Consider the following 9,641-nt stretch of genomic DNA (forward strand, 5'->3'; position numbering starts at 1 on the left):
CTATTGAAGAATACTGTAAAATATCAAATTTTATGCACTTTGTTTTGAGAATTGAGACAAAATAAAATGCAGTTTAGATATTTCGAGGTTCTCATAATTATCTATTATATTATGGGTTAATCATAAATGCTCACATCCCAAATACTTTTAGATGAAGTCCTATTCAGAAAAAAGAGATAGTCAACGATTCGAAGATATATATACCCAATATTTTGCAAAAATGAAAAGATTTGCGAAAGAATATGTATTAAGGGATGAAGATGCGGAAAATATAGTACATGATGCATTTACTTACCTCTGGGAAAATTGGGAATTCCTCTCTCAACATGCTAACTTATTTGCATTTCTATTCCTTTCGGTCAAGAACAGAAGTCTTGATTTCTTAAGACGCAGAATTGTCAATCAAAAAGCTATGGATAAAATCTCTGAAGAATATATTCTCAACTTGAAAATAAATTGCAATGCCCTTGAATCTTTCGAGCAAGAATATTCTCAGGAAGATATTGAAAACATAATAAGACAAGCATTAGACTCTTTACCTGAGAAATGCCGCGATATTTTTATAAAAAGTAAAATAGAAGGAAAGAAACAAAAAGATATAGCTACGGAGCTGAATATTTCACTAAACACTGTGGAAAGCCAGATGGCCATAGCATACAAGAAATTGCGAAAAGAATTGAAAAATAATCTCCCACTTTTTCTTTTCCTGTTTCTATAAGATCCCTTTTCTGGCGTTTTCTTTTTTCAACGAGCGGCCGTCGGAATATACCACCGTTTACAGCAAAGACCGAAGTTTTGCAAACTTCGGTCTTTATCTTATACATAATAAGACTTGGAAAAATATCAGAGTAATTTCATACCAAAGCCTGGGAGGTTTGGCGGAGTCAATCGCCCCCGCCTAAGTTTATAGGCACTTAGATCGATATCATCGGAGAAACAGGTTACTCCCTCAATTGTAGGGACATTGCCATAGGCTGCGGCAAAATGTGAAGTGTAGAACGATTTTACTGTATCTCCCCATGCATGAGGAGAAGCCATCATCCCAATAGATTTAAGCTGAGGAGACAGCTTCCGCCAAGGAGTAAGCCCATATCCCAGCATATCTTCAAGATAAATGTCGAGCAGCTTTTCTTTACCAAGTTCCAAAGCCAGCTTCAAATCAGGATTTGCTTCACCGTCAGCAAGGAAAGTATTCCTTCGGCCATTGTTTACAAGCCATTCTTTCAATTTGGTGTAATCTTCTCTTGTTTCGCGAAATGGTTCCTCGATCCAATATAAAGGAATATCTTCAACCCCCTTCAGGTACGAAATGAAATAGTCTGCCGTGAAAGCATCGTTGCCATCGACCAATATGTCGCAATCCGGAAAGTTCTCGTAAATCATTTTAGTGACTATTATATCGGTTTTAAGTCCGGCTTCTTTCGACATCCATTTACCTCCACGACCGATTTTTACTTTAAGCTGACGATAACCGTAATTGTAATCGAACAAGCAATTTTCGAGTATCTTGTTTAGCCCCGACGGCTTATTCTCGGGCTCCATTTCGTCGAAGTAGATCATACCCGAATAACATTTGGTAAGAATGGGCTTTTCTGCACCCATTAATGCATATACAGGCTTGTTCAGTATTATTCCGGCAAGATCATGTAAACAGAAATCAAAAATATAATTCTTTTCGTCAAGGGTTCCGACTGATGGAGCAAACAATTCTGAAACACTTTTTCCCCTGAGTCTGTCGAATGTCTCTTCAGCCTGTTTCTGATTTCCCCGTATCAAACCCAGCCCCTCAGCCCCTTTGTCCGTAACAAGGGTGCAGAATGTAAGCCTGGGACCGGTTCCATGCACACCAAGACGAGAGTTTTTACCTACGAGACGAGGGTACCTCATCTGTACCTGTGCGAATTTTATATCCTTTAGCTTGTGATAGGTAAGTTCTTTTACCTCATCGATTTCCCGATCCGACATTAAAGGATTACTCATAATAGTTGAGGGTATCATAGCAGATGCGGAAGATGCTGCCATAAGCTTTAAAAAATTTCTTCTTTTCATTATATGTTGTTTAAAATTATTTGATTTGTACTATTTTAGAGAATAAATAGTCGTTTACTCCCGATATCTGAACTCCGATTCTTCCATACAATATAGGTTCTGTACGAGTAGATAAATCCATTTCAATATTGATATTCTCAAGGTTGCCCGGTTTTGAAACACTGACTTTAGCTAGTGAACTCACATCGTCCACAAAGATTCCTTTATTGATAATTAGAACTACAGAACTTACCTGCTTTCCGGGCGTAATTTCCTCTATCTTACATGTCGCTTTTAGTTTATTGCTGCTTACACTGAAAGCCTCGTTGCGAATCATATAATAGGGCGTGACCGGATATTCGCAGACAGTATTGCCTCTTACCTCTACAACTACGGTATCCCTTTTGTTGACCCAAGGACCATTATTGTCGCGTGTGACCAGCTTGTATGTACCGTCAAACAATTTTGCACTGAAAGTACCCTCTTGTGAAACGTATACAGGAATAGGTTTTCTCAAGGCAAATCCGTCCTGATAAAGTTGCATCTGCACTTTTTCTCCACTTCCTCTCAGACCTATACTCTGGCCATTGTATGTGATTTTTCCGATCAATTCGGATTCTGGTTCTTCGTAATTATCTTTACCGCAACTAACTAGCAACAGTAAGTAGATTATTCCTGAAATAATAAAGATAGCCTGTTTCATATTGCTTTGTTTTTGTGATTATTGATAAGGATTCTTGACTAATTTCGGATTGTTGTCCAACCACTTCTGATCTAGATAATTGTAATAATTATTCAGTTCGAAATTCCGTGGATAAGGTGCCATGTATGCTTTCTTTTTATCGAATACCCATTTACCGTGGGCAGGATGTCCGGGTTGATTTATCACATAAGGGAATAGTACGTATTGCATGGCGTTCATGTTATCTTCACCATCCCATATTACATGTGCCAATCTCCATCTTTTCAGATCCCAAAAACGCTGGTTTTCGAAGGCAAACTCTACCCTCCGTTCGCGCACGATATCATCTAACGAAACTGTTTGTAGGGGTTGTATGCCGGCCCGGTCTCTTACTTCATTTATATATGGAAGGGCTTTAGGTATGTCGTTTAGCTCCATTGCAGCCTCAGCCGCCATCAGCAATATATCCGCATATCTGAAACGGACAAACCAGACATCGCTACCCCGGCCTCTTGTACCCGAGGATGGCATTTCGTCTAAAAATTTACGTATGTTGAATCCACTCTTATTAAGAAAACTTTCACTGTTTTCTACCGGGCCATTTTCACTTGTTATTATATTTCCGTTCGAATCCACACTGCCCGGTTGGCCGACTTCGTTAACCCATTTGTTATCTTTCAGATACTTGCGGCCTGCCTGATAATTTATAGTCTTGCCCCTGAATACAGACCCCGGATAAATTATGGTTCCATATAGACGGGCATCTTTATTTTCGAAGGCGTCTGATGGTTTGTCGTAGAAAACATATTCTCCACCCGGCTCTTTTGTTCTTATTTCACCATTGCGATTATCTTTATATTCGAATGCCTCTACAAGATTGAGTATTGGTGTCATCGCGTTTCCATCCATATCTTCGCTCACGGATGTAGGGGTATTAACCGTTGTGAACTGATGAGTAAGCCCCGGATAAATGTAATCTACCGCCCAGATAACTTCCAGATTATTATCTTTAACTGTTACCGCCTGATAAAAGTTAATTCCTTTGTCCGGATTTCTTTTCTGAAGCTCATATTTTTTCCCTTTTATAACCTCCTCGGCGGCATTAAGTGCTTTTCTGTAATAATCTTCTACTCTGCTTGCCGGGATTCCGACTTCTCCACCCGTTGTCCTTATTGGAGAAGGCATCAGATTATTATATTTTGCAATGGATGCAGCATATATTGCAGCTTTTGCTTTCAGAGTCAGCACAGCCCATTTATTTGCTTTGGCTGCATTTACGGTTTTTTCTTCTGTCAGCATCTGTCCGTTTATAATTGCATCGCATTCGCTAATGATATAATCATAAATTGCTTCTTCGGTAGAACGAGAATAGCGCAAAGGTTCGATGTCGGCACCTGCGGTATATTCGAAAACCACATCTTCTACAATAGGCATTCCTCCTAACGAACGTGCCATGTTAAAATATATCCATGCCCGAAGGAAACGGGCTTCACCCTCGAGTTCAAGTTTGCTCTTAACATCCAGCCCCGACTGGCTCACACTTATCAAAAACTGATTTATATTGCGTATTATTGTGTAATCATAGACACGCCATCTGTCGTTTGGGAAACTCCTTGTCTGATCTGGTCCACCATCAGATTTGCATGCTTCATCGAGATAGATGTAATCCATGTTGTTAGTCAATGATTGTCCCCATTCAACTCTCCCGTAGAGATTTGCAAGTACTGATTGTACCATATTAGGATCGCTGAATACTGCATCGTCCGATAGTAACTGGTCAGGTTCCCGGTCTAAAAAATCTGAACATCCGGTTGCAAATAAAACCAGCATAACTATTAAAATATATAATTTAAACTTTTTCATAATGCTTTAAAATTTAATATTTACACCTAAACTGACAATACGCGTAGTAGGATACTGGATACCCGAATTCGAAGTAATTTCAGGATCGATTCCATCCACATTTGTTAGATAGAAAAGGTTTTGGCCCGATACGTATACTCTTAGGTCATTCACCCCCATTCTCATCAATATTTGGGTTGGGATTGTATATCCGAACTCAAGATTCCTCAATTTGATGTAATTTACATTATGTACCCAGAATGTACTTCCCCAGTAGTTGCTATGACTACCGTTACCGACCAGCATAGTTGGATATTTACCTGCTATCAGTTCACTGCTCGCATCGCTCGGGTCAGCCAAATGCCATTGGTCGCTCATTGTATATTGCGGCGAATTTCCTCCGTTAGTAAATGGAACCCTTAATTCCCTATCTTGAGTCCATGTCGCAAATGAAGAGCCGGTGAGGTCGAATGCCAGATCGAAATTTTTCCACTGGAATGAGAAATTGAATCCATAGTTAAGTAGAGGTAAAGAGCCTTCAGTGTAACCAATAGGACGGGCATCCATTGCATTTATGATATTATCGTTATTTACATCTTTATACTTGATATCGCCTGGACGTAAAGTTTTATTTCCCTGCCGGTCGTTATCTATCGTATAAGCCGCGATTTCTTCCCATGACTGAAATTGTCCTATGGCTTGGTACCCCCAACTAATGCCGGTAAATCGTTCTTCGCTCGTATTTCGGTATTCGTCCCACGAATTACCAAAACGTGGTTTGTATTTATGCCAGTTATATTGTCTTGAATAGGTAAAGTTACCTCCGACAGAATATTTAAATTCTCCGGTAAGTTTTCGCCAAATCAAGGAGCCATCCATACCTCTGTGAAGATCTGAGTTTAAATTTTCTTTCGGCAAACTGAATCCTGCTTCTCCAGGTATAAGCACATCGTAACGGGAGTCCGGCAAGCCGGTACGTTTGCGGTTGAAGTAGTCCAATGAGCCTGTAAGCTGGTTTTTGAAAAAGCCAAAGTCGATACCTACGTCGAATATCTTGGCCCTTATCCATGAAATACTGGTTACGGGCAACCCCCGTGGTTCTGCACCTATGTAGTATTTCCCATTGATAACCGAACCTGTCTTATAATAATTATATCCATTCAGGTAATCGAATGCTGCATAGTCCGAAACCATGTCATCTCCTAATAGACCATAAGATGCGCGAAGTTTTATGTCGCTGAAAATGGATGAAAATTTGGAATTTTGCCAGAAGTTCTCTTCAGATACCCTCCACCCGCCTGAAACAGAGGGGAAAAAGCCCCAACGGTCGCCCGGAGGAAATTTCCATGAGCCGTCATAACGGGCTGATACTTCTAAGAGATATCTTTGCGCATAATTATAATTTAAACGCCCAATATATCCTAAACGAGCTTCTGTACGATTACCGTTATCAGTAAATTTATCCAAAGATTGATAATCGAATAGGTTGATCGAATTGGACGGGGGTATGGAGTGGATAAAGAATTCTGGATTATCCTTCTTAAAAGATTCCGCACCTATTACCGCATCTATTTGATGGCTACCTATCTTTTTCTCATACATAAGTTGTAGTTGACCTTTTATTTCCTCTTTCCGGTATACGGTACGTGTCATAAACGGATTATCCATGCTGAAGGCCTCCGGGTAAGTATCCGTTGCTTCGTCATAACTATACAATTTATAGGTATATTCATGGATGTCAGAATATTTTTGGGAATAGAAATATGAGAATAATCCTTTTGCCTTCAGCCCTTTCAATAGTTCATATTCAACGTTGAAATTCAATTGGGCTACCCGGAATGTTTCTTCTGCCCGCCCCGACAGTTTATAGTTGAGTATGGCGAAGTTGCTATCTCCGTAAGACGAGGTTTTTGCCGGATATTTTGGATTGTCATTTGCATAAGGGCGAATTGTAGGCAAATTGCGGTATAGTGCCAAGAAAGGGGCCTTGATGTCATCGCCGGGAACACCCGGATTTTCTTTTTTCTCGATGCGTCCGCTCATAGTGGCGCCAACCTTGAGGCGCTTGGATATTTCTGATTCCAAGCTTATATGAACATTGGTACGGTCAAAGTTGCCATAATTCACAACAACAGATTCCTGCTTTGTATTACTTAAGGCAATGTAATAGTTCATTTTTTCCGAACCACCGGATATGTTCAGGCCTAGATAATGTTGAGGGCTGGTGGTGAAAATGTAATCGTACCAGTCAAATGGACGATAGTTTTTCTCTGTGCCTTGTTGCCACTTTTCCAAATCTTCTTTTGAATATTTGGGATTGGGATTTTTCAAGATAGCATCGGATTGCATATAGCTTTTTATGTAAGTTGCCGCATCGGCTGGCCGTGGGTATTCCAGAAATTGTTGCCATCCATAGCGAGCGTTCAGGCTTATGGAGTTACGTTCTTTCTTTTTCCCTTTCTTTGTGGTAATCACTATTACCCCATTGGCAGCCTGTAACCCGTATATAGCAGCCGAAGCGTCTTTTAATACAGCCATGGTCTCTATATCGTTGAAATCGATATTATTGAATTGTCCTTCATTTTGTTGGATGCCATCGATGACAAATAAGGGGCTTCCCATATTCCGGATATTAATACGTGTTGTGGACCCAGGCCGTCCGTCATCTTGCCGCGTATTAAGACCCGCTATCTTTCCTACTAATGCTCCTGAGGTGGTGACGGCGGTTGTACGTGAGATATCTTCATCGGAGATTGTCGATATTGCTCCGGTAAGGGTAGGCTTCTTTAGTGCGATACCATAGCCTGTAATTACAACCTCATCCATGAGCTTTTCATTAGTAGAAAGTTCTATGTTTATAATTGTCTGATTCTCTATAGCGATTTCCTGTGGGAGAAAACCTATGTAGGAAAAAACAAGGAACTGACCCGTTTCTACTTCTATACTGTAATTTCCGTCACTGTCTGTTACCGTCCCCTTTTTTAGGCCTTTTACCGTAACATTGGCTCCTATCAAGGGCTCATTTGATAAATCTGTAACTTTTCCGGTTATCTTTTTGCCTGTTTGCTTCGGGCTAAAGTTTACCGTTATCGTGTTTTTTAGGTCTATGGCCTTTGTTTTCAGAATTATGTAATTGTTATTAAACACATAATTAATATCTGTCAGTTTAAACGCGGACTCAAGAAAATCCTTGACTTTCCCGGATCTGTATGGTACATTTATTTCTCGCTTTATATCTATTTCCCGATGACTGTAAACTACAAGATAATCTGTCTGCGACTCTATTTCATGAATAAGTTCATTAACGGATATTTTATCGGAATTAACTTGTATTACAGTATTTTGTGCATCGGAATCTATCGCCAGCAACTGGAATGTGCAGACAAATAGAATGAATAAAAATACTTTCATGATTCTAAAGGATCTTTTATGTTTTTTACATAATAAAAAGATTGAAAAAGGTTTTATTTTCATAATATTTGTATTTTAAAAGTAAATACTCAACTTCAGTATTTTTGGGTTTACTTTTTACGGCAGATGTGGGGCATCTGCCGTTTTTTGTTCAGAGGTGTTTATTCATAGGCATATTAAGTTTTTAGAAGTTAGATATCTTTGTTTTTTATTCAAGTACTATTATATTGCTGGCTTCATCTTTTGCCACCTTGAATTTATGTATCTGTTGTATGACTTTTAGTATTTCCATAACGCCGTCTCGTTGCCTGAATTTACCGGTGTATTCATATTTGGCTATATAAGGGTTTTTTATGATAATCTTTGTGTCGTAATACAGCTCCAATTTCTTTACTATGTTTTCCAGTCTTTCTCTCTCGAAAGTATAAATACCTTCTTTCCAAAGAAACTCATTCTCATTGATCTCTTGAGTGATCGTCATAATTCCATCCTTGTAATTCAAACATTCGTTTGGTTTCATTATGGCTTTTTTCGAGGTATTTGTTTGATTATAGACTTCTACTGCGCCTTCCAGTAAGCTTATATTGATTGAATCGGTTTCAGTATAATCTTTTACGTTAAATATTGTTCCAAGGACTTTAATATCTAATTTACTGGTAGATACAATAAAAGGCTTGTCTCTGTCTTTAGCTACATTAAAAAACGCTTCTCCCCTTATCTTTACTAGTCGCTCATCTTTTCCGAAATAAGCAGGATAACTGAGTGTAGACTTTGCATTGAGCCAAACCTGTGTGCCATCACTTAAAGTAACCGAAGCTCTTTGTCCGGCAGGTACATGAAGGGTGTTGTATTCTATTTCAATTTCCTGTAACTGTGTATTGAAAAAATATGAGGCCATCCATGAACTTACAATTAAGAAAATTGCCATTGCTGCATATTTTACAATTCTGAGCAATCTGATTCTTCTTTGCTTGTCAACATTTTTTCCTGTGAAAAGTCTGTAATCTTCTAGTCCCTCTTCTTCATCTCCAGAGTGATCTATAAGAGAAAACAGCCCCAACAAGTTGCGGTATTCGATAAAAGATTTCTTTAAAGATTCGTCTGTTTCTACTTTATGTAAAAAATCCAGACGCTCATCCTCATTCATTTTTCCATCGAAATATTTTATTAATTGATCATCCACAGCTTTATTCTATTTTATGGTTTTATCTATAATACGTATATGGTTGGATAATCCGCCAAAGAAAAATGAAATAAATTGATTTTTACAGATTATTTTATAGAATGAACAACCGTTGGGGAGAGAAGAGACGCTTTGGAATGTATTTTGCTATTACCGGCTTAAGTTTGAATCTGAACAGTAAGCTCTTTTATGATTGATTGCAACCATATTACGTCAGGTTTAAAGTACCTATGAATAATATTGAAATTCGTAACATAATTTCGCAACATGAACGAATAAGGTAATATAGCAAAAGAGTTTGATACTTTGATAAGTAGATATTTTTTATACTTACGTGTTTTTCAAGTATGGAGTACACCTATGTCTTATCTATAGATCAATTATTTCTAGAATCTTACAGAAAAATTATACTATATATAAAAAAGAAAAGGTTGTCATCGCGACAACCAATCTTCATTGTTAACCTTAAATCTAATACCATGAAAAACACAGTAC

6 protein-coding genes are annotated in these 9,641 nt (G+C 38.5%); 1 reads left to right on the top strand and 5 read right to left on the bottom strand.

The window, feature by feature from the left end; all coding sequences use genetic code 11:
• Positions 1-151 precede the first annotated feature (151 nt).
• Positions 152-718, top strand: coding sequence for an RNA polymerase sigma-70 factor (locus JGH11_RS17705; RefSeq protein ID WP_201114021.1), 567 nt, complete (start codon positions 152-154; stop codon positions 716-718).
• Positions 719-843: 125 nt separating this feature from the next.
• Here JGH11_RS17705 and JGH11_RS17710 read toward each other — a convergent pair whose 3' ends face one another.
• The 5 genes from JGH11_RS17710 to JGH11_RS17730 form a co-directional block, all read right to left on the bottom strand.
• Entirely contained in the window at positions 844-2,049 is a 1,206-nt protein-coding gene (locus JGH11_RS17710; protein ID WP_201114023.1) for an enolase C-terminal domain-like protein, read from the bottom strand.
• Positions 2,050-2,065: 16 nt separating this feature from the next.
• Complete coding sequence (locus tag JGH11_RS17715) at positions 2,066-2,731, bottom strand: DUF3823 domain-containing protein (protein WP_201114025.1); 666 nt, start codon at positions 2,729-2,731, stop codon at positions 2,066-2,068.
• 18 nt (positions 2,732-2,749) lie between these two features.
• Entirely contained in the window at positions 2,750-4,573 is a 1,824-nt protein-coding gene (locus tag JGH11_RS17720) for a RagB/SusD family nutrient uptake outer membrane protein (protein WP_201114027.1), read from the bottom strand.
• Between the two features lie 6 nt (positions 4,574-4,579).
• Positions 4,580-7,963, bottom strand: a complete 3,384-nt coding sequence (locus tag JGH11_RS17725) for a TonB-dependent receptor (protein WP_201114029.1) — start codon at positions 7,961-7,963, stop codon at positions 4,580-4,582.
• Positions 7,964-8,171: 208 nt separating this feature from the next.
• Positions 8,172-9,146, bottom strand: a complete 975-nt coding sequence (locus tag JGH11_RS17730; RefSeq protein ID WP_201114031.1) for a FecR domain-containing protein — start codon at positions 9,144-9,146, stop codon at positions 8,172-8,174.
• Between the last annotated feature and the right edge of the window lie 495 nt (positions 9,147-9,641).

It is taken from the genome of Dysgonomonas sp. Marseille-P4677 (assembly GCF_016652235.1).
In the GTDB taxonomy this organism is placed as follows: Bacteria; Bacteroidota; Bacteroidia; order Bacteroidales; family Dysgonomonadaceae; genus Dysgonomonas.